At 70.0% G+C, this 20,716-nt stretch carries 18 protein-coding genes; 14 read left to right on the forward strand and 4 right to left on the reverse strand.

All coding sequences use genetic code 11. The features are described from left to right. Positions 1–49: 49 nt before the first annotated feature. Together ACIBB8_RS04265 and ACIBB8_RS04270 are read right to left on the reverse strand one after the other, a co-directional pair. Positions 50–1,009: an LLM class flavin-dependent oxidoreductase gene (locus ACIBB8_RS04265; protein WP_398948897.1), complete on the reverse strand. Its 960-nt coding sequence runs from the start codon at positions 1,007–1,009 to the stop codon at positions 50–52. Between the two features lie 493 nt (positions 1,010–1,502). Next, positions 1,503–1,886, reverse strand: a complete 384-nt coding sequence (locus ACIBB8_RS04270) for a hypothetical protein (RefSeq protein ID WP_398948898.1) — start codon at positions 1,884–1,886, stop codon at positions 1,503–1,505. A 108-nt stretch (positions 1,887–1,994) separates the two neighbouring features. On the opposite strand from ACIBB8_RS04270, the gene ftsY reads away from it, so the two are divergent. Then, on the forward strand, positions 1,995–3,206 hold the full coding sequence (gene ftsY / locus ACIBB8_RS04275) for a signal recognition particle-docking protein FtsY (RefSeq protein WP_398948899.1): 1,212 nt from the start codon (positions 1,995–1,997) through the stop codon (positions 3,204–3,206). Positions 3,207–3,641: 435 nt separating this feature from the next. On the opposite strand, the gene ACIBB8_RS04280 is transcribed toward ftsY, so the two are convergent. Then, a complete protein-coding gene (locus tag ACIBB8_RS04280) occupies positions 3,642–4,289 on the reverse strand; it encodes a bifunctional DNA primase/polymerase (RefSeq protein WP_398948900.1) in 648 nt (215 codons plus the stop codon). Between the two features lie 423 nt (positions 4,290–4,712). Between ACIBB8_RS04280 and ACIBB8_RS04285 the strand changes: the two genes are divergently transcribed. The 6 genes from ACIBB8_RS04285 (at position 4,713) to ftsH (ending at position 14,510) form a co-directional block, all read left to right on the forward strand. Next, a complete protein-coding gene (locus ACIBB8_RS04285) occupies positions 4,713–6,188 on the forward strand; it encodes a hypothetical protein (protein ID WP_398948901.1) in 1,476 nt (491 codons plus the stop codon). 369 nt (positions 6,189–6,557) lie between these two features. Further along, entirely contained in the window at positions 6,558–7,913 is a 1,356-nt protein-coding gene (locus ACIBB8_RS04290; protein WP_398948902.1) for an ammonium transporter, read from the forward strand. Then, complete coding sequence (locus ACIBB8_RS04295) at positions 7,910–8,248, forward strand: P-II family nitrogen regulator (RefSeq protein ID WP_398948903.1); 339 nt, start codon at positions 7,910–7,912, stop codon at positions 8,246–8,248. Before ACIBB8_RS04290 ends, ACIBB8_RS04295 begins: the two co-directional genes overlap by 4 nt. Before the next feature lie 31 nt (positions 8,249–8,279). Beyond that, complete coding sequence (locus ACIBB8_RS04300; RefSeq protein WP_398948904.1) at positions 8,280–10,733, forward strand: [protein-PII] uridylyltransferase; 2,454 nt, start codon at positions 8,280–8,282, stop codon at positions 10,731–10,733. 133 nt (positions 10,734–10,866) lie between these two features. Then, complete coding sequence (ffh, locus tag ACIBB8_RS04305) at positions 10,867–12,417, forward strand: signal recognition particle protein (protein ID WP_398948905.1); 1,551 nt, start codon at positions 10,867–10,869, stop codon at positions 12,415–12,417. A gap of 179 nt (positions 12,418–12,596) precedes the next feature. Then, entirely contained in the window at positions 12,597–14,510 is a 1,914-nt protein-coding gene (gene ftsH, locus ACIBB8_RS04310) for an ATP-dependent zinc metalloprotease FtsH (RefSeq protein WP_398948906.1), read from the forward strand. Between the two features lie 27 nt (positions 14,511–14,537). On the opposite strand, the gene ACIBB8_RS04315 is transcribed toward ftsH, so the two are convergent. Next, a complete protein-coding gene (locus tag ACIBB8_RS04315) occupies positions 14,538–15,407 on the reverse strand; it encodes a methyltransferase domain-containing protein (RefSeq protein WP_398948907.1) in 870 nt (289 codons plus the stop codon). A gap of 228 nt (positions 15,408–15,635) precedes the next feature. On the opposite strand from ACIBB8_RS04315, the gene proS reads away from it, so the two are divergent. The 7 genes from proS (at position 15,636) to rplS (ending at position 20,663) form a co-directional block, all read left to right on the forward strand. Next, complete coding sequence (gene proS, locus ACIBB8_RS04320; RefSeq protein ID WP_398948908.1) at positions 15,636–17,051, forward strand: proline--tRNA ligase; 1,416 nt, start codon at positions 15,636–15,638, stop codon at positions 17,049–17,051. A gap of 226 nt (positions 17,052–17,277) precedes the next feature. After that, entirely contained in the window at positions 17,278–17,871 is a 594-nt protein-coding gene (locus tag ACIBB8_RS04325) for a hypothetical protein (protein WP_030928573.1), read from the forward strand. Between the two features lie 157 nt (positions 17,872–18,028). Beyond that, positions 18,029–18,472, forward strand: a complete 444-nt coding sequence (gene rpsP / locus ACIBB8_RS04330; RefSeq protein WP_037689851.1) for a 30S ribosomal protein S16 — start codon at positions 18,029–18,031, stop codon at positions 18,470–18,472. 2 nt (positions 18,473–18,474) lie between these two features. Beyond that, entirely contained in the window at positions 18,475–18,714 is a 240-nt protein-coding gene (locus tag ACIBB8_RS04335; protein WP_005311361.1) for an RNA-binding protein, read from the forward strand. Between the two features lie 79 nt (positions 18,715–18,793). Next, positions 18,794–19,363 carry a ribosome maturation factor RimM gene (gene rimM, locus ACIBB8_RS04340; protein WP_398948909.1) on the forward strand — a complete coding sequence of 190 codons (570 nt, stop codon included), beginning with the start codon at positions 18,794–18,796 and terminating at the stop codon, positions 19,361–19,363. Then, positions 19,363–20,184, forward strand: a complete 822-nt coding sequence (gene trmD, locus ACIBB8_RS04345) for a tRNA (guanosine(37)-N1)-methyltransferase TrmD (protein ID WP_398948910.1) — start codon at positions 19,363–19,365, stop codon at positions 20,182–20,184. Before rimM ends, trmD begins: the two co-directional genes overlap by 1 nt. Before the next feature lie 128 nt (positions 20,185–20,312). Next, entirely contained in the window at positions 20,313–20,663 is a 351-nt protein-coding gene (gene rplS / locus ACIBB8_RS04350) for a 50S ribosomal protein L19 (protein ID WP_366134408.1), read from the forward strand. Positions 20,664–20,716: the final 53 nt, after the last annotated feature.

Genomic DNA, 20,716 nt, shown 5'->3' on the forward strand with positions numbered 1-20,716 from the left:
CCCCGGCCCGCGCCCGCGGGCCGGGGCCGCGTGATCGTCCCTGCGTACGTCAGCCGGTGATCGCCTCGCAGAACAGCCGCAGGCTGCGCCACCCCTCCTCGACGGGCATTCCGCCGCACAGCGGGTGCAGCACCAGGCTGTCGGCGTCCAGCGTGGCCAGCTGCTCCTGGGTGACGATCCGGTAGACCCCTTCGTCCCGCAGCTCCGCCACCGTCGTGGCCGCCGAGCGCACGGCCGACCGGATGTCCTTCGACTGCCAGGAGGCGTAGGTCCGCGCCTCGTGCAGGAAGTGCTCGCCGTACCGGTCCCACGTCCGCTCCGGATCCTCCGACACATGCAGCAGCGGCGTCTTCGTCGCCGGCATCATGCAGAAGCCCTCCGTCCCGTGCTCCGCGCGCCGTTCGTGGTAGTACGCCTCGAGCTCCGGCAGATGCGCGCTCGGGAAGAACGGCAGTCCCAACCGGGCCGCCCGCCGCGCCGCCGCCCGCGAGCTGCCACCGACCAGCAGCAGCGGATGCGGCTGGGTGTACGGGCGCGGGGTGACCCGGACGGTACGGCCGCGGTACGGGAACGGCTCACCGGTCCACGCCTGCAACAGGGTCTCCAGCAGCTCGTCCTGGAGCCGGCCGCGCCTGCCCCATTCGACGCCCGCCTGTTCGTACTCCTCGGGCCGGTAGCCGATACCCGCGACCGTGACCAGCCGGCCCGCGCTCAGCAGGTCGAGGACTGCGATGTCCTCGGCCAGCCGCAGCGGATCGTGCAACGGCCCGATGACCGCCGAGACCGTGACCGCGATCCGGCGGGTGGCGCCGAAGACCGAACCGGCGAACACGAAGGGGGAGGGCAGCCAGGAATTGGCCGCGCCGTGGTGCTCCTCGGTCTGCACGGTGTCCACGCCGTGCGCGTCTGCGTACGCGGCCATCTCGAGCGCCGCGCGGTAGCGGTCCGAAAGGGACGCGGGGGTGGCGTCGGGATCGACGAGATTGAACCGGACCACTGTGAAGGCCATGACGCGTGTCCCCTTCGCCGGGCGGGTTTGGCGAGGCGGGACAGTAGCTGACGCTGCGTCAGAAGTGTAGGGGTGTGTCGTCCTCGTGCCCGGCGGGCGGCGGCAGAAGTGCGTACAGCCCCCGGAGACAGCGATCGTGGCCGTCCGGCCCGGACCCTTGCGTCCGATCCAGGTGGCGGCGAGCGGCCGGCCGGAGAACCGCGTCACGCCCGTGACCGGCAGTCCCACCGTCAGCCCCGCACTCCATGCCGCGACAGCGAGCACGGCGAAGCCGCCGGTGTACCAGTAGGTGCCCACGGGACTGGTGTCCAGCGACGCCGCTGCATCGTGCGTACGCCCCCACCTCGGATCCACTCCCACATACGCCGATCCACGCCGAGAACGTCACGGCGAGCACGGTCGGAAAGGGGAAGAGCGAATCCGGGAAACTCGCCGCCACCATCATCAGTAGACACCGCGGAAGGGGAGTGATCGCGGCATTCACACCGAGCGCTCAGGTGCGAGGGGACGCGAATCCCCGTGCCTGTGCGGTGAAACCGGCCGAATACATCGACATCGCATGGATCAGCGCGATACCGACCACGGCAGTCGGCAGATACGGCAAGGCGCCGATGGAGGCGACCGGGTCATTGCTGACCGCCAGATCCGGGGCCGCGACCGCCGTCACGCGCCCATCACCACCAGCGGCAGAACCACGAGCACCGCACCGCCCCCCGTCGCCCCGGCCGGCGACGGGCCCGACGCGGTCCGCGGCAGACGGCGCGTGAAGCCTGGAGTGGTCGGTGCCCAGCTTGGCGGCTGCCCAGGCCGGGAAGAGGGTGGCGACCCGGCCGGTGCGCTCGCTGTCGGGGACGGGGTCCAGGCCGCGGGCCTCCACGAGCAAGATCGTACCTTTACCGCCAAAGGGGCTATAACGGCCTTTCGCATCCCGGAGTGGTCCTCCGAGGCCGCCACTGGCGAGCATGTGACTGATACTGGGTGGGTTATGGAATTCGTCATCCTTGCTGTAGTCATCGCCGCCCTGGTCGTGGCCGGCCTGATCAGCGGGCTCGTGGTCAGCGGCCGCAAGAAGAAGCAGCTGCCCCCGACACCGTCGAGCACGCCGACCCTCACTCCCGCCGAACCCCATGTCGGCGAGGAAGCCGAGACACCGCGCGAGGAACCGCGCCGCACCATCGAGGAGGCCGGTCCCGCCGTAGCCGAGGCTCCCGCCGAGGAAGCCCCGGCAGTCGCCGAACCGGCGGCGCCCGCAGTCCCCGCGCTGGAGATCCCGGAGCCCACCGCGGGCCGTCTCGTACGGCTGCGCGCCCGGCTCGCCCGTTCGCAGAGCACCCTCGGCAAGGGACTGCTCACGCTTCTGTCCCGCGACAACCTCGACGAGGACACCTGGGAGGAGATCGAGGACACCCTCCTCACCGCTGATGTCGGCGTCGCCCCCACGCAGGAGCTGGTGGAGCGGCTCCGAGAGCGCGTCCGCGTCCTCGGTACCCGTACCCCCGAGGGGCTGCGCGGCCTGCTGCGCGAGGAGCTCCTGGCACTGCTCGGCACCGACTTCGACCGTGCGGTCAAGACGGAGAGCGGTGTCGACACGCCCGGCATCGTGATGGTCGTCGGCGTCAACGGCACCGGCAAGACCACCACCACGGGCAAGCTGGCCCGGGTCCTCGTCGCCGACGGCCGCAGCGTGGTGCTCGGCGCGGCCGACACCTTCCGTGCCGCCGCCGCCGACCAGCTCCAGACCTGGGGCGAGCGCGTCGGCGCCCGAACCGTGCGCGGACCCGAGGGCGGCGACCCGGCGTCGATCGCCTTTGACGCGGTGAAGGAAGGTATCGCCGAGGGTGCCGATGTCGTCCTCATCGACACCGCCGGCCGGCTGCACACCAAGACCGGGCTCATGGATGAGCTCGGCAAGGTCAAGCGCGTCGTCGAGAAGCACGGCCCGCTCGACGAGATCCTGCTCGTCCTCGACGCCACGACCGGGCAGAACGGCCTGGTTCAGGCACGGGTGTTCGCCGAGGTCGTCGACATCACCGGCATTGTTCTCACCAAGTTGGACGGCACCGCCAAGGGTGGCATCGTCATCGCCGTCCAGCGCGAACTGGGCGTACCGGTGAAGCTCGTGGGTCTCGGCGAGGGACCGGACGATCTGGCTCCGTTCGAGCCGGAGGCGTTCGTCGACGCACTGATCGGCGACTGACGGGCCGGCTGCGGCTCCTCCGCCCCCGAACGCCGGGCGGGCTCGACAGCGAGCCCGCCCGGCGTCGTCGTCCCTACCGCTGGTGCCGTGACCGGCATTGTCTCCACATGAGGGGCGTCGTCCGGTGCGTGCGATTGCAAGGCGGAGAGTCGCCCCGATATCAGGCGTATCGGGGCGAGCCCGGCAACGCAGCGAGCAGGTGTGCCAGGCGTCGCCAGGCAGGCGGGATTTTCGAAACACGCCTTACGGCCTGGTGCACGATAGCGAGCGGGCTCCCGGCGTCATGCGACTCCGCCTCCGGCGTTGTGTCAGTCGACGACTCCCCCATGGCCTTGAAGGCATGGGACGGGCCCCCTTCGCGTCACCCTCCTCCGCCTTGGATTCGAAGCCGCATGACGCCGCTCGCTGATCCACTCTCCATCGTGCACCAGGCCGTTAGGAGCGATGGCAGATGTAGGCCAGGGTGCCCAGCAGCAGTCGCGCCTGCGGCGGCGTGGCCGCCGTGTCCAGCACCGGCGGACGCAGCCAGCGGACCGGCCCGAGACCGCCCTCGTCCGATGGCGGTGCGGTGATGTGGCAGCCGCGCCCCAGCGCCCGCAGATCCAGATCCGCGTCGTCCCAGCCCATCCGGTACAGCAGCTGTGGAAGTTCGGCGGCGGCGCCCGGAGCAACGAAGAACTGTGCCCTCCCGGACGGCGTCATGGCCACCGGGCCGAGCGGCAGCCCCATCCGCTCCAGCCGCACCAGCGCCCGCCGCCCGGCCTGTTCGGCGACGTCGAGCACGTCGAACGTGCGTCCCACCGGCAGCAGCATCGAAGCGCCTGGCACTTCCGCCCATGCGCGTGCCGCCGCGTCCAGTGTGGCGCCCGCCGGTACCTCGTCGGCGAACCCCAGCGGATGAGTGCCGGGGGAGGGGCAGGCGGTGTCCCCGCAGGAGCACCTCCCGGCCGCGACCCGCGCCCCCGGCGCGACGGCCCAGCCCCACAGTCCTGTGTACTCGGCCACCGCGGTGCACTCGGCCGTACGGCCTCGACGCCGTGAGCCGGATCGCATCTCCCGGATGCCGCCGATCGTGAAGCCCATACCCCCTCCAACGGGTCCGGCTCGCCGGTGGTTACGACGCGGAGTGCGTTGTGACACTCCGTCGCCCCGTCGATCCGGCAGCACCCGGATGGTGCCCGGGGTCGTGCGACACGAGCCACGCGCCCCTGCGCCCATCACTGCCTCGGCTGCTGATCGTCGTCTGTCAAGTGAATCGCGCCGGGCGGCAGGCGCGTTCATTCGAAGGGGTGGCGAATGGTGGCGTTTCTGTGAATGCCGTCGCGGGGCGGTGATCGTCGGATTACCGTCGGTACACGAACCGTGGAAGTATGTGCGCCCGTGGGTATGCCGGAGGCAACCCGATTTCCTGTTCGATGGCGCACAGCCTTCGTACGAACGGCTTCGGCTCACGGGATTCTGATTAGTGGTTCGCGCGACAGTATTCAGCGGGATGGGGGCGTTCCAGTGAGTGGCAGCGGCGCAGGCGATTCGAATGCCGGTAAGCGCCCGAACGGGCAATTGGGATCATGGTTCGTGCGCAGCGGCTGGTCGAAGGGCGAGCTGGCACGGCAGGTGAACCGCAGGGCGCGCCAGATGGGCGCCCACCACATCAGCACCGACACCTCCCGGGTGCGGCGCTGGCTCGACGGCGAGCAGCCGCGCGAACCGATCCCGCGCATCCTGTCCGAGCTCTTCTCCGAGCGCTTCGGCACCGTCGTCGCCGTCGAGGACATCGGGCTGCGCTCCGCCCATCAGGCACCGTCGGTGTCCGGCGTCGACCTGCCCTGGGCGGGCCCGCAGACCGTCGCCCTGCTCAGCGAGTTCTCCCGCAGTGACCTGATGCTCGCCCGCCGCGGCTTCCTCGGCACCTCGCTCGCCCTTGCCGCGGGCCCGGCCCTCATCGAACCCATGCAGCGCTGGCTGGTGCCGGTCGCCGCCGCGGCACCCGCGGAGCCCGAGTCGCCGGCCGCCGCCCGGCGCCCCTCCCGGCTCTCCGGCCCCGAGCTCGACCTGCTGGAGTCCACCACCGTGATGTTCCGTAAGTGGGACGCGCAGTGCGGCGGCGGACTGCGACGCAAGGCCGTCGTGGGGCAGCTGCACGAGGTCACCGACCTGTTGCAGGAACCGCAGCCCGCGGCCACCGCCAAGCGGCTCTTCCGGTGTGCGGCCGAACTCGCCGAACTGGCGGGCTGGATGAGTTACGACGTCGGTCTCCAGCCCACGGCCCAGAAGTACTTTGTCCTCGCGCTGCATGCCGCGAAGGAGGCCGGCGACAAACCGCTGGGCAGTTATGTCCTGTCCAGCATGAGCCGCCAGATGATCCACCTCGGACGGCCCGACGACGCCCTCGAACTCATCCATCTCGCCCAGTACGGCAGCCGGGACTGCGCCACCCCGCGCACCCAGGCCATGCTGTATGCGATGGAGGCCCGCGCCTATGCCAACATGGGCCAGCCCAGCAAGTGCAAGCGAGCCGTCCGAATGGCCGAGGACACCTTCCTCGACGCCGGGATCGACGGCGAGCCGGAGCCCGACTGGATCCGCTTCTTCTCCGAGGCCGAACTCCACGGCGAGAACTCCCACTCGTACCGTGACCTCGCCTATGTGGCCGGCCGCAGCCCCACGTACGCCTCGCTCGCCGAGCCGATCATGGAGAAGGCCGTCGAGCTCTTCGGTGAGGACGACGAACACCAACGGTCGTATGCGCTGAACCTGGTCGGCCTCGCCACCGTCCATCTCCTCAAGCGCGAACCCGAACAGTCCACGGTGCTCGTCGAGCGGGCCCTGCAGGTCGCCAAGAAGGTCCGCTCCGAGCGCGTCAACACACGGCTGCGCAAGACCGTCGACACCGCTGCCAGGGACTTCGGCGGCATTCTCGCGGTTGCCGAGCTCACCGATCTCCTCACCGAGCAGCTGCCCGAGACCGCCGAAGCGGTCTGACCGGGCACCCCCTCACTCCGGCCACGACGACCACCCTGCACAGACCGACTTCGGCTCCCCCTTGCCAGGTCAGCGGGTGATCGGCGTGGCCGGTTCGCGTTCCCGTTCCCGTACTCCAGAGTTGTCACCGCACCGTGTGCGGCCACGGCCGCAGGGTAGGCCCGGCCCCGGATACGCCACTTGCGGTTCATGGGGACGTAACACGCCACACTTCTTCGTCACTGCGGCGAAACACCGTGCGGCATCGGCGGAAACCGCGCTGGGCGAATCTCATGGCGCATAACCGGCCCGCACCTTTTCCACCGTGGTCCCGCACGTGGTCCCGCAGGTTTCGCCCCACGCGGCCGCACCGACGACGAGGAGACGCCGATGCCCCCAGGCATCACGACGCTTGCCGCAGACGCCCCGACGCTGTCTGCCGCCAACACAGGGTTCATGCTCATCTGCTCGGCCCTGGTGATGATCATGACCCCGGCCCTCGCCTTCTTCTACGGAGGCATGGTCCGCGTCAAGAGCACCCTCAACATGCTGATGATGAGCTTCATCAGCCTCGGAATCGTGACGATCCTGTGGGTGCTCTACGGATTCAGCCTCGCCTTCGGGACCGACATCGGCTCGTTCATCGGCTGGAGCTCGGACTTCGCCGGCCTGAGCGGAATCGGCATCACACAGCTCTGGGACGGCTACACCATCCCGGTCTATGTGTTCGCCGTCTTCCAGTTGATGTTCGCCGTCATCACCCCAGCCCTGATCAGCGGCGCTCTCGCCGACCGCGTCAAGTTCACCTCCTGGTCCCTGTTCGTCGCCCTGTGGGTGACCGTCGTCTACTTCCCGGTCGCGCACTGGGTCTGGGGCGCGGGCGGCTGGCTCTTCGAGCTCGGCGTCATCGATTTCGCCGGTGGTACGGCCGTCCACATCAACGCCGGTGCGGCAGCCCTCGGCGTGATCCTCGTCATCGGCAAGCGCGTCGGCTTCAAGAAGGACCCGATGCGGCCGCACAGCCTGCCGCTCGTCATGCTCGGCGCCGGTCTGCTGTGGTTCGGCTGGTTCGGCTTCAACGCCGGCTCCTGGCTCGGCAACGACGACGGCGTCGGTGCGGTCATGTTCCTCAACACGCAGGTCGCCACGGCCGCCGCGATGCTCGCCTGGCTCTGCTACGAGAAGATCCGCCACGGCTCGTTCACCACCCTCGGCGCCGCCTCCGGCGCGGTCGCCGGACTCGTCGCCATCACCCCGTCCGGCGGTGCGGTCAGCCCGCTCGGCGCCATGGCCGTCGGTGCGATCGCCGGTGTCCTCTGTGCCATGGCGGTCGGCCTCAAGTACAAGTTCGGCTATGACGACTCCCTGGACGTCGTCGGCGTCCACCTCGTCGGCGGAGTCGCGGGCTCGCTCCTCATCGGCTTCTTCGCCACCGGCGGTGTCCAGTCCGACGCCAAGGGCCTCTTCTATGGCGGTGGCCTCGACCAGCTCGGCAAGCAGGCCGTCGGAGTCTTCGCGGTCCTCGCGTACTCTCTGGTCGTCTCCGCGGTCCTCGCCCTCCTCCTCGACAAGGCAATCGGCATGCGGGTCGACGAGGACGACGAGATCTCCGGCATCGACCAGGTCGAACACGCCGAGACCGCGTACGACTTCAGCGGCGCCGGTGGCGGTGCGGCCCCGCGTACGGCCGCCACACCGGCATCGGGGACCGCGACAGCAGCGCAGACCAAGAAGGTGGACGCATGAAGCTCATCACGGCAGTCGTGAAGCCGCACCGGCTCGACGAGATCAAGGAGGCCCTCCAGGCCTTCGGTATCCAGGGCCTCACGGTCACGGAGGCCAGCGGATACGGGCGCCAGCGCGGCCACACCGAGGTCTACCGGGGCGCCGAATACACCGTCGACCTCGTTCCCAAGATCCGCATCGAGGTCCTTGTCGAGGACGAGGAGGCCGAACAGCTCATCGATGTCGTGGTCAAGGCCGCCCGAACCGGCAAGATCGGAGACGGCAAGGTCTGGAGCGTTCCCGTCGAGACAGCCGTACGGGTCCGCACCGGCGAACGCGGCCCGGACGCACTCTGACCGACGGCCTCGCAAACGGAAAGGCAGCTGGGTGACGAGCACCGAAGTGACCACCGAATCCGAAGACTCGGGACCCAGCGGCTACGGGGCGGCCCGGCTGCGCCTCCTCCAGGAGAAGGCGCGGTCCGGGCCGCCGCGCCGTGCGGCCCTCGCCTCTCTCACCGACGACTGGCTGACCGCCCTGTTCGCCACCGCCACCGAACAGACCGGCGTCCGCGGTGCCGCCCTCGTCGCCGTCGGCGGCTACGGCCGCGGCGAACTCTCCCCGCGCAGCGACCTCGATCTCGTGCTCCTGCACGACGGCAGAGCCGACGCCGGAGCCATCGCCTCCCTCGCCGACCGCATCTGGTACCCCGTCTGGGACCTCGGCCTCGCCCTCGACCACTCCGTGCGGACCCCCGGCGAAGCCCGGAAGACGGCCGCCGACGATCTCAAGGTGCAGCTCGGACTGCTCGACGCGCGGTCCGTCGCCGGAGACCTCGGCCTGGTCGCCGCGATGCGCACCACTGTCCTCGCCGACTGGCGGAACCAGGCTCCCAAACGGCTTCCCGCCCTCGACGAACTCTGCCGCGAACGCGCCGAGCGCCAGGGCGAGCTCCAGTTCCTCCTCGAACCCGACCTGAAAGAGGCCCGCGGCGGCCTGCGCGACGCCACCGCCCTGCGCGCGGTTGCCGCCTCATGGGTCGCCGACGCCCCCCGCGAAGGACTCACCGAGGCCCGCCGCATCCTCCTCGACGCCCGCGACGCCCTGCACCTGACCACGGGCCGCGCCACCGACCGCCTCGCCCTCCAGGAACAGGACCAGGTCGCCACCGCCCTCGGCCTCCTCGACGCCGACGCACTGCTGCGCCAGGTGTACGAGGCCGCGCGCACCGTCTCGTACGCCACCGACGTCACCTGGCGCGAGGTAAACCGCGTCCTGCGCGCCCGGTCCGTACGCCCCCGGCTGCGCGCCATGCTGGGCGGCGGCAGGACCGCCGCCACCGAACGCACCCCACTCGCCGAAGGCGTCGTCGAGGCCGACGGCGAGGTCGTCCTCGCCCGCACCGCCCGCCCCGAACGCGACGCCGTGCTGGTCCTGCGCGCCGCCGCCGCGGCCGCCCAGTCCGAACTGCCGATCTCCCGCCACGTCGTGCGCCGCCTTGCCGCGGCCGCCCGCCCGCTGCCCGTGCCCTGGCCCGCCGAGGCCCGTGAGGAACTCGTCACCCTGCTCGGCGCGGGCGAGGCCACCATCCCCGTCTGGGAGGCCCTCGAAGCGGAAGGGCTGATCACCCGGCTGCTGCCCGACTGGGAACGCGTCCACTGCCGCCCGCAGCGCAACCCTGTCCACACCTGGACCGTCGACCGTCACCTCGTCGAAGCGGCCGTCCGCGCCTCCTCGCTCACCCGCCGCGTCGGCCGCCCCGACCTCCTGCTCGTCGCCGCCCTGCTCCACGACATCGGCAAGGGCTGGCCAGGCGACCACTCCGCCGCCGGAGAGGTCATCGCCCGCGACGTCGCCGCCCGGATCGGCTTCGACCAGCACGACGTGGGCGTCGTCGCCACCCTCGTACGCCATCATCTGCTGCTCGTCGAGACCGCCACCCGCCGCGACCTCGACGACCCGGCCACCGTCCGCTCCGTCGCCACCGCCGTCGGCAGCGCGTCCACGCTGGAACTCCTGCACGCCCTCACCGAGGCCGACGCGCTCGCCACCGGGCCCGCCGCATGGTCCACCTGGCGCGCCTCCCTCGTCGCCGACCTCGTCAAACGTGTCGCCGCGGTCCTCGCCGGCGAGGCGACCGCCGATCCGGAGTCCGTCGCACCCAGCGCCGAACAGGAACGGCTGGCCATTGAGGCGCTGCGCACCGGCGAACCCGTCCTCGCCCTGCACACCCAGGCCGAGACCCCATACGAGGACGGCGAACCGGAACCCATCGGTGTCGAGCTCCTCATCGCCCTCCCCGACCGCCCGGGCGTCCTGCCCGCCGCCGCCGGAGTCCTCGCCCTGCACCGTCTGACCGTCCGCGCGGCCGACCTGCGCGCCGTCGAACTTCCCACCGAGCTCGGCGAGTGCGCCGACGTGCTGGTGCTCAGCTGGCGGGTGGCGGCGGAGTACGGCTCCCTGCCGCAGGCAGCCCGGCTCCGCGCCGATCTCGTACGCGCCCTGGACGGCTCACTCGACATTCGCGCCCGCCTCGCCGAACGCGAAGCCGCCTACCCGCGGCGCCGCGGGGTGAAGGCACCACCACCGAGGGTGACGGTCGCGGCGGCGGGCTCGCGGCTGGCGACCGTGATCGAAGTGCGCGCCCAGGACGCCCCCGGGCTGCTGCACCGGATCGGGCGGGCGCTGGAACAGAGCGCGGTGCGGGTGCGCAGCGCCCACGTGTCGACGCTCGGCGCCAACGCGGTGGATGCCTTCTACGTCACAGGGACGGACGGGGAGCCGCTGTCCGACGCGCGCGCAACAGAGCTGGCCCGAGAGGTCGAGCGGGCCCTGGGCTGACTCCCGCGCGCTCCGCGGAAGGGTCCTCGTCCGTCACGAGAACCGGGCAAGGGCTTTGCGTTTCCCGGTGTCCGGATACCCTGGGGGACGACTGACCTGCACCCGACCCCGACCCCGAGGACCGACGAGCGCCGTGTTCGATACTCTCTCCGACCGCCTTAGCGCGACTTTCAAGAACCTCAGGGGCAAGGGCCGCTTGTCCGAGGCGGACATCGACGCCACGGCCCGCGAGATCCGTATCGCCCTGCTCGAGGCCGATGTGGCGCTGCCCGTCGTGCGCGCTTTCATCGCCAACGTCAAGGAGCGGGCGCGCGGCGTCGAGGTCTCCCAGGCGCTGAATCCCGCCCAGCAGGTCGTCAAGATCGTCAACGAGGAGCTTGTCGGCATCCTCGGTGGCGAGACCCGGCGGCTGCGGTTCGCCAAGAACCCGCCCACCGTGATCATGCTCGCGGGTCTGCAGGGTGCCGGTAAGACCACCCTTGCCGGAAAGCTCGGGCTCTGGCTCAAGGGCCAGGGCCACTCCCCGCTGCTCGTCGCCTGTGACCTCCAGCGCCCCAACGCCGTCAACCAGCTCAGCGTCGTCGCCGACCGCGCCGGTGTGGCGGTCTACGCCCCGCAGCCGGGCAACGGCGTCGGTGACCCGGTCCAGGTCGCCAAGGACTCCATCGAGCACGCCCGCTCCAAGCAGTACGACGTGGTCATCGTCGACACCGCCGGCCGCCTCGGTATCGACGAGGAGCTGATGCAGCAGGCCGCGGACATCCGCGATGCCGTCAGCCCCGACGAGATCCTCTTCGTCGTCGACGCGATGATCGGCCAGGATGCGGTCAACACCGCCGAGGCCTTCCGTGACGGCGTCGGCTTCGACGGCGTGGTGCTCTCCAAGCTCGACGGTGACGCTCGCGGCGGTGCGGCCCTGTCGATCGCCCACGTCACGGGCAAGCAGGTCATGTTCGCGTCGAACGGTGAGAAGCTCGAGGACTTCGACGCCTTCCACCCCGACCGCATGGCGTCCCGCATCCTCGACATGGGTGACCTGCTCACCCTGATCGAGCAGGCGGAGAAGACCTTCAGCCAGGAAGAGGCCGCCAAAATGGCCTCCAAGCTGGCGTCCAGCAAGGGCAAGGACTTCACGCTCGACGACTTCCTGGCCCAGATGGAGCAGGTCAGGAAGATGGGCTCCATCTCCAAGCTGCTCGGCATGCTGCCCGGCATGGGGCAGATCAAGGATCAGATCAACAACATCGACGAGCGCGACGTGGACCGTACCGCCGCGATCATCAAGTCGATGACGCCGCACGAGCGCCAGGAACCGACGATCATCAACGGCTCGCGCCGGGCCCGTATCGCCAAGGGCTCCGGCGTCGAGGTGTCCGCCGTGAAGAACCTGGTGGAGCGGTTCTTCGAGGCGCGCAAGATGATGTCGAAGATGGCGCAGGGCGGCGGCATGCCCGGCATGCCCGGTATGCCGGGCATGGGTGGCGGCGCGGGCCGGCAGAAGAAGCAGGTCAAGCAGGCCAAGGGCAAGCGCAAGAGCGGCAACCCGATGAAGCGGAAGGCCGAGGAGCAGGCTGCGGCCGCCCGTCGCGAGCAGGCGGCGGCGCAGGGCGGCGCGTTCGGTCTTCCGGCGCAGGAGGGCCAGAACTTCGAGCTTCCCGAAGCGTTCAAGAAGTTCACGGGCTGACACCCGACGCCTTCAGGGGCACAGAGGTAAGGGGCATTCGCCACAGGCGGGTGCCCCTTACCCGTGCCACCCGTATCGCGTCGGCGTCCCTCCATGGGCCCAGTGGGCAGCTCCTCCGAGGGCTTTGATCGTATTTCTCCTTTAATGTCGGCTCAACGGCTGTCGGCAGAGGAGCGCGCGTGACCAATCCCGTACCGCCACGCGATCGGACCGACCAGCCGTGGCGCTCCGAAGGTGCCCCACCGCCCGCGCCGCAGCGCCGGAAGATGCCGGGCGGCTGGGGCCGACTGCTGCTGACCGCGCTGGCCGTCTATCTGATCGCCAACCTGGTGCTGTCCTTCTTCAACGGCAGGAACGAGCCGACCATCGCGTACACGGAGTTCAGCAAGCAGGTCACGGCGGGCAACGTCGCCAAGATCTACTCCAAGGGCGATTCCATCCAGGGGCAGCTCAGGAAGGAGGCGAAGGTCCCCGGCACCGACAGCACCTACACGAAATTCGTCACCCAGCGGCCCGCGTTCGCCGAGGACAACCTCTGGGCCGAGCTGGTCAAGGAGGGCGTCACCGTCACCGCTGAGCCGGTCGTCAAGGAACGCAGTTTCCTCGCCAACCTGCTGATCTCGCTGGCGCCGATGCTGGTGCTCATCCTGCTCTGGGTGCTCATCGCCCGGCGGATGTCCCGGGGCATGGGCGGCGGGATGGGCGGCTTCGGCCGCAAGGCCCCGCCCAAACCGGTCGAACTGGAGGCGGGCAAGCGCACCACCTTCGAGGATGTGGCCGGCATCGACGAGGTCGAGGGAGAACTCAACGATGTCGTCGACTTCCTGAAGAACCCGCAGCAGTACCGGCGGATGGGCGCCCGGATGCCCGGGGGAGTGCTGCTCGCGGGTCCGCCCGGCACCGGCAAGACACTCCTCGCGCGGGCCGTCGCCGGCGAGGCGGGCGTGCCGTTCTTCTCCGCCTCCGCCTCCGAGTTCATCGAGATGATCGTCGGCGTCGGTGCCGGCCGGGTACGGGAACTGTTCGCCGAGGCCCGCAAGGTCGCCCCCGCCATCGTCTTCATCGACGAGATCGACACCATCGGCCGGGCCCGCGGCGGCGGCTCCGGCATGGGCGGCCATGACGAGCGCGAGCAGACGTTGAACCAGATCCTCACCGAGATGGACGGCTTCTCCGGATCGGAAGGCGTCGTCGTCCTCGCCGCAACCAACCGCGCCGACGTCCTCGACCCCGCCCTCACCCGGCCCGGCCGCTTCGACCGGATCGTCCAGGTGAGCCCTCCCGACCGGAGCGGCCGGGAGGCCATCCTGAAGATCCACACCCGGCAGATTCCGCTCTCCGACGACGTGAGTCTCGCCCAGGTGGCGCGGACGACCCCCGGTATGACCGGTGCCGACCTTGCCAACCTCGCCAACGAAGCCGCGCTTCTCGCCGTCAAGCGCAAACAGTCCGAGGTCAGCCAGACCGACCTGTCGGACGCCCTGGAGAAGGTTCAGCTCGGAGCCGAACGACCGCTCGTCATGCCGGTGGAGGAGCGGCGCAGGACCGCGTACCACGAGAGCGGCCACGCTCTGCTCGGCATGGTCCAGCCGGGCGCGGACCCCGTGCGCAAGGTGACCATCGTGCCGCGCGGCCGGGCCCTCGGCGTCACTCTCTCGACGCCGGACGCCGACAAGTACGCGTACACCGAACCGTATCTGCGCGGCCGCATCATCGGTGCCCTCGGCGGCATGGCCGCGGAACAACTGGTCTACGGAGTGGTCACCACGGGCTCGGAGAGCGACCTGGAACAGGTCACCAATCTGGCGCGCGGAATGGTCGGACGCTGGGGGATGAGCAGCAAGGTCGGCAGGCTGACGGCGATCCCGGGAGACGTCCAGCAGGCGTACGGACTCTCGGCGGCTCCGGCCACGCTGGACGCCGTGGACGACGAGATGCGGCGGATCGTCGACGAGTGCTACATCGAGGCGCAACGGCTGCTGCGCGAGCACCGGGAGAAGCTGGACGCGCTGGCGTCGGCGCTGCTCCAGAACGAGACGCTGGACGAGGAGGCGGCCTACCGGGCGGCCGGCATCCCGCGCCTGGCCAAGTAGGACCGCCCCATCGCGTTGGCACCTGCTTCAGGAGGTGCAGACGAGATAGCGGAAGACATTCGGCATCCACACCGTGCCGTCCTGGCGCCGGTGCGGGTGCAGTGCCTCCGCGACCTCCTTCTCCACCTGGGAGCGGTCCGTCGCCCGCACCGCCGCATCGAACAGCCGCGTCGACAGCAGTCCGCGCACCGCGCTGTCCAGGTCCGCATAGCCGAACGGGCACGCCACACGCCCCGAGCCGTTCGGATTCAGTCCGGCCCGGAACGCCACGTCCTCGAGATCGTCCCTGCGCGTCGGGCGCCAGCCGCCCGCGCGGGGCGCGCGTGCCCCGTCGGTGAGCCGGGCCGCTACCCGGAGCACCGTCGCGGTCGCGCACCGCTCGGGGGGACCCCAGCCGGTGAGCACCACCGAACTGCCCCGGGCGAGCAGCGGCAGGGCGGACTCCAGGGCGGGCAGCAGCCCTTCGGAGTCGCCCGCCGAGCAACCGATCGGGGTGAACGCGGTGAGCAGGTTGTACGGGACACCGTCGGCCGGTTCGACGGCGGACGGATCACCGGTGTAGAGCTGGGGCGGCCGGGCCGGGGCCGGATCGGGACCGCCGTCCCACGTCGCTTCTGGCAGCAGCCGTTCGCGGGCCAGGTCAAGGCGTTGACGGTCGGTGTCGACGCCGGTGACGCGAGCCCCGCGGGCGGCCGCGATCAGCAGCGCGAGCCCGGAGCCGCAGCCGAGGGAGAGCATCCGTGTACCGGCTCCGACTTCGAGCCGGTCGTACACCGCTTCGTACAGCGGCGCGAGCATCCGCTCCTGGATCTCGGCCCAGTCACGAGCACGGGTTGCGGGGTCCACCGGGGCGGACGGATCCGTCTGCCCATGGTGCCGGACGAGCGTTGGTGTCATGGAAAGCGCCCCAATCCGCCGAGAGGTAGGTCGTTCCCGAGTGATGGACGGCCCCCGTGTGTGCGTGCCCGCACTTCCCCCGTATGTCAGAGAACTGCGCATCCGCGGCCGCGTCCAGAGGGCGGAGGGCAATGGTTGTGCGCCTCGGTGGTGCGCCCCCGCAGACAGTCGGCCGTGACCGGTCCCGTCACTCCGTGGGAAAGGCGATGTCGCCGTACGATGCGCGCCATGGCAAAGGCACCCGTTCTCACACCCCAGGCCGAGGACTTTCCCCGCTGGTACCAGGATCTGATCAACAAGGCCGAACTCGCGGACAACGGCCCGGTGCGCGGCACCATGGTCATCCGACCGTACGGATACGCCCTGTGGGAGCGGATGCAGCTGGAACTGGATGTCCGCATCAAACGCGCGGGCGCCCAGAACGCCTACTTCCCGCTCTTCATCCCCCAGTCTTACCTGACACGCGAGGCCGAGCACGTCGAGGGCTTCGCACCCGAGCTGGCCATCGTCACGCACGGCGGCGGGAAGGACCTCGAAGAGCCCGTGGTGGTGCGGCCGACGTCCGAAACGATCATCAATGAGTACTTCTCGAAATGGGTGCAGAGCTACCGGGATCTGCCCCTGCTGATCAACCAGTGGGCGAACGTCGTCCGCTGGGAGATGCGCCCGCGGGTCTTCCTCCGTACGACCGAATTCCTCTGGCAGGAGGGCCACACGGCCCACGCGACCTACGAGGACGCCCGTGACTACGCCGCATACATCCACCGGGACGTCTACGCGGACTTCATGACCCAGGTCCTCGGCATCGATGTGGTGCTCGGCCGCAAGCCCCCGAGCGAACGGTTCGCGGGCGCCATCAACACCCTCACGCTCGAATCGATGATGGGCGACGGCAAGGCCCTGCAGATGGGTACGAGCCATGAGCTCGGCACCAACTTCGCCAAGGCGTTCCACACCGAGTACCTGTCCCGGGAGGGCAGGCAGGAGCTGGTCTGGCAGACCTCCTGGGGCGCCTCGACCCGGATGGTCGGCGGCCTGATCATGTCCCACGGTGACGACCGGGGACTCCGCGTCCCGCCGCGGCTCGCCGCCGTGCAGGCGGTCGTCCTCGCGATCAAGGAGGACGACGCGGTGCTGGCCGCGGTCCGCGAGATCGGCGACCGGCTGCGGGAGGCCGGGATCAGGGTCCGGATCGACGACCGCACCGACACCCCGTTCGGCCGCCGCGCGGTCGACTGGGAGCTGAAGGGTGTGCCCGTACGGATCGAGATCGGTCCGCGCGACCTGGAGAACGGCACCGCGATGCTGGCCCGCCGCATCCCCGGCGGGAAGGAGCCAGTCGCGATCGAGGCACTGCCGGCCCTGCTCCCGACGGTCCTGGAGGAGGACCAGGCGACGCTGTTGCGCGAGTCCCGGGCCCGCCGGGAGTCCCGCACCAGCGAGGTGTCCACCGTCGACGAGGCCGCGGAGGCGGCGGCCGCGGGCGGCTGGGCGCGTATTGCGTGGGACGTCCTCGGCCCGGCGGGGGAGGCCCGGCTCGCGGAGCACGGGGCGTCGGTACGGTGTCTGGTGGCCGAGGACGGGTCGGTGCCGGAGTCGGACGACGCCCCGGGTACTGTCGCCGTCGTGGCCCGCGCCTACTGACCCCCGGGCGCTCCCGGAGCCGTCGGAACCCCGGCGCGGAGGCATTGTCTACGTACCGGGTCGTACCCGGCACTACGCACCGCCTTGGTGTGAGCTGTGAGAGTTCTCCACAGATCTGCGCACCCGCCCTCGTCAGGGCGCATCATCGGCAACTGACTGGTACGTGCAAATTATTTGGGATGCCCCGGAATAGGAACACCGGGGCACTCGCGCTCGTTGTCACGACGTGAGCACGACACCACCTGTACTTGCCGCAGAGCTGGCACAGGCGTGGGCCGACATTCAGCGGTACCACCCCGAGCTGCCCGATCTTGCCGCGCCAGAGTCCCTGATCGGAGAGTCGTCGTCCGCCTGTGGCGCCGAACTCTCCTTCGAGCGACTGCTGCATGAGGCAGTCCATGGAATCGCCGCCGCACGAGGTGTCCGCGACACCTCCCGCGCCGGCCGCTACCACAACCGCAGATTCCTCGCGATCGCCGAGGAGCTGGGCCTCGATCATGCCGAGGAGCCCCACCCCAGCAGCGGCTTCTCGCTGGTCACGCTCAATCCCGAGGCGAAGCGCAGGTACCGCCCGACGATCGAGCGGCTGCAGCGCGCCCTCAAGGCGCACACGGTCGCCACCGCCGCCGATACCAAGCGCTCCTTCCGCGGGCCCGCCGCCCGGCACGGCTCCTCCGGTGGAGGCGTGCGGGTCAAGGCCGTCTGCGACTGCGGACGCAACGTCCGGGTCGTTCCCTCGGTCCTCGCCCAGGCGCCGATCGTCTGCGGTGGCTGCGGGAAGCCGTTCCGTATCCCGGAAGCCGCAGTCGCGGTGGGGTGACCCGACGTGGTGTGGCACAATGGCAAGCTGTACTCGACAGTCGCACAGGACCCCTCTCTCCTCCGGCTGACGCGTCCATCGGGCACCCGAGTACCGCAACCCCACGTGGCATCTTCGTTGTGCCCAACCACGTCATAGACCAGGAGACACCACTTCCGTGGCAGTCAAGATCAAGCTGAAGCGTCTGGGCAAGATCCGTTCGCCTCACTACCGCATCGTCGTCGCCGACTCCCGTACCCGCCGTGACGGCCGGGCCATCGAGGAGATCGGTCTGTACCACCCGGTGCAGAACCCCTCGCGCATCGAGGTCAACTCGGAGCGTGCGCAGTACTGGCTGTCTGTCGGCGCCCAGCCGACCGAGCCGGTTCTCGCGATCCTGAAGCTCACCGGTGACTGGCAGGCCCACAAGGGTCTCCCGGCCCCCGCGCCGCTGCTGCAGCCGGAGCCCAAGGCTGACAAGCGCGCCCTGTTCGAGGCCCTGGCCAAGGACACCGGCGAGGAGTCCAAGGGCGAGGCCATCACGCAGAAGGCGAAGAAGTCCGACAAGAAGGCTGACGAGGCTGCTGACGCTGCCGCGCCCGCCGAGTCGACCGAGGCCTGAGCATGCTCGAGGAGGCTCTCGAGCACCTCGTGAAGGGCATCGTCGACAACCCCGACGATGTGCAGGTGGCCTCGCGCAACCTGCGCCGTGGTCGTGTGCTGGAGGTCCGGGTTCACCCCGATGACCTCGGCAAGGTGATCGGCCGCAACGGCCGCACCGCACGCGCACTGCGAACGGTCGTGGGCGCCATCGGCGGCCGTGGCATCCGCGTCGACCTCGTCGACGTGGACCAGGTTCGCTGACAGAGTTGAACACCGGCACGGGCCGGGGAGGGCCATGCGCCCGCCCCGGCCCGTCGTCGTATGACAGGAGAGACACAAGGTGCAGCTGGTAGTTGCGCGGATCGGCCGCGCCCACGGCATCAAGGGCGAGGTCACCGTCGAGGTACGCACGGACGAGCCGGAACTCAGGCTCGGACCCGGGGCCGTACTCACCACCGACCCGGCCGCGAACGGACCGCTGACGATCGAGACCGGCCGGGTGCACAGTGGCAGGCTGCTGCTGCGTTTCGAGGGCGTACGGGACCGTACGGCGGCCGAGGCCCTCCGGAACACCCTGCTGATTGCCGACGTCGACCCGGCGGAACTTCCGGAGGACCCCGAGGAGTTCTACGACCACCAGCTCATCGACCTCGATGTGGTCCTCGCCGACGGCACCGGGATCGGCCGGATCACCGAGATCTCGCACCTGCCGTCCCAGGACCTCTTCATCGTGGAGCGCCCGGACGGCGGCGAGGTGATGATCCCGTTCGTCGAGGAGATCGTCACCGAGATCGATCTGGAGGAGCAGCGCGCGGTCATCACCCCGCCGCCCGGCCTGATCGACGACAGCCAGGCCGTGGTCGCCTCCGCGCGGGACGACGAGGCTGTCGAGCAGGAGAACGAAGCCTGATGCGGCTCGACGTCGTCACGATCTTCCCCGAATACCTGGAACCGCTGAACGTCTCGCTCGTCGGCAAGGCCCGCGCCCGCGGCCGCCTCGATGTGCACGTGCACGATCTGCGGGACTGGACGTACGACCGGCACAACACGGTCGACGACACCCCCTACGGCGGCGGTCCCGGCATGGTCATGAAGACCGGTCCGTGGGGCGACGCCCTGGACGAGACGCTGGCGGACGGGTATGAGGCGGGGGCGCACTCCCCGGTGCTCGTGGTGCCCACGCCCAGCGGCCGCCCGTTCACCCAGAAGCTCGCCGTGGAACTCTCCGAGCGACCGTGGCTGATCTTCACCCCGGCCCGCTACGAGGGCATCGACCGCCGGGTCATGGACGAGTACGCCACCCGGATACCGGTCGTCGAGGTCTCCATCGGTGACTACGTGCTGGCCGGCGGGGAAGCTGCCGTACTCGTGATCACTGAGGCGGTGGCCCGGCTGCTGCCCGGCGTACTCGGCAACGCCGAGTCGCACCGCGACGACTCCTTCGCCCCTGGCGCCATGGCCGATCTGCTGGAGGGCCCGGTCTTCACCAAGCCGCCCGAGTGGCGCGGCCGGGGCATTCCGGACGTCCTGCTCAGCGGTCACCACGGGAAGATCGCGCGCTGGCGGCGGGACGAGGCGTTCCGCCGCACCGCGCTCAACCGGCCCGATCTGATCGAGCGCTGCGAGGCAAGCGCCTTCGACAAGAAGGACCGTGAAATCCTCTCCATCCTCGGCTGGTCCCCGGAGCCCGGTGGCCGATTTTGGCGCAGGCCCGAAGCCGTGGAAGAATGAGCCGCTGCTGTACGTCCGGTGTGCGCCCCTGCCACAGGGGGAACGACGCCCGCCCGACGCGATCAGCACCCCATCTCCTTACGATCTCCCGTCGATGACCTGTGGCATCGGCGAAGAAAGCAGACAACATGGCTTCCCTGCTCGATGGCGTCAACGCCGCTTCCCTGCGTACGGACATCCCGGCGTTCCGTCCCGGTGACACCGTCAACGTCCACGTGCGAGTGATCGAGGGCAACCGCTCCCGTATCCAGCAGTTCAAGGGCGTAGTCATCCGCCGCCAGGGCTCTGGCGTCAGCGAGACCTTCACGGTCCGCAAGGTCTCCTTCAGCGTCGGCGTCGAGCGCACCTTCCCGGTGCACAGCCCGATCTTCGAGAAGATCGAGCTCGTCACCCGCGGTGACGTCCGTCGCGCCAAGCTGTACTACCTCCGTGAGCTGCGCGGCAAGGCCGCGAAGATCAAGGAGAAGCGCGACAACTGAGCTGGCGCCCCTCCCGGCAGGCTTTGCCCCGTCGCAGACACTGCCGGTCACGG

It is taken from the genome of Streptomyces sp. NPDC051286 (genome assembly GCF_044455345.1).
In the GTDB taxonomy this organism is placed as follows: Bacteria; Actinomycetota; Actinomycetes; order Streptomycetales; family Streptomycetaceae; genus Streptomyces.